The organism is Pantoea sp. ANP04 (assembly GCF_041982285.1).
GTDB lineage: Bacteria > Pseudomonadota > Gammaproteobacteria > Enterobacterales > Enterobacteriaceae > Pantoea > Pantoea eucalypti.
This window is the reverse complement of sequence record NZ_JAUTYS010000206.1, coordinates 1-508: the sequence shown is the minus strand read 5'-3', so window position 1 is coordinate 508 and position 508 is coordinate 1. Positions and strand designations below refer to the sequence as shown.

1 pseudogene is annotated in these 508 nt (G+C 62.0%); it reads right to left on the bottom strand.

The window, feature by feature from the left end:
• Window positions 1-493 (bottom strand): annotated as a pseudogene (locus tag Q7C21_RS23140) (phenylacetic acid degradation operon negative regulatory protein PaaX); the annotation flags it as partial.
• Window positions 494-508 lie beyond the last annotated feature (15 nt).

Below are 508 nucleotides of genomic sequence, written 5' to 3'. Positions count from 1 at the left end.
CATCAAGCTCCAGCAAGGTGGCATTGATATCGGCGCGATCGCTGCGCGGGCACGCCAGCATCAGCGGCGACATCGCGGCAAACCCTTGCCACTCCAACTCTTCACGCACTTGCTTGCGCAACTCCGGTTGCAATTGTCCGAGCATTACCAGGCTCCAGGAACCATCCCAGGCCGGCACACCGGCGCTATAGACCCGCTTGAACGCCTTGTCGAATCGCCGGCGACCGGCCAGGGTCAGGCTGTAGTAACTGCGGCGCCCGACCTTTTCGGCAGTCAGCCACCCCTCCTTGCTCAGGCGGAAGATCGAAGTGCGGATCAGCCGCTCGTTGATCCCCATGGGCTCCAGCAGTTGAATCAGGCTGCCCAGCCAGACGGTGCCGCCATGGGGTTCGATGGCATCGCCGTACAGGGTGATGATCAGCGAACTGGCGCGGATCGGGGTCTGCTCCTGAAAGCGTTTGATCAGGTGGTTCAGTGGCGCTAGGGACGACATGGGCGTACCGGAAAA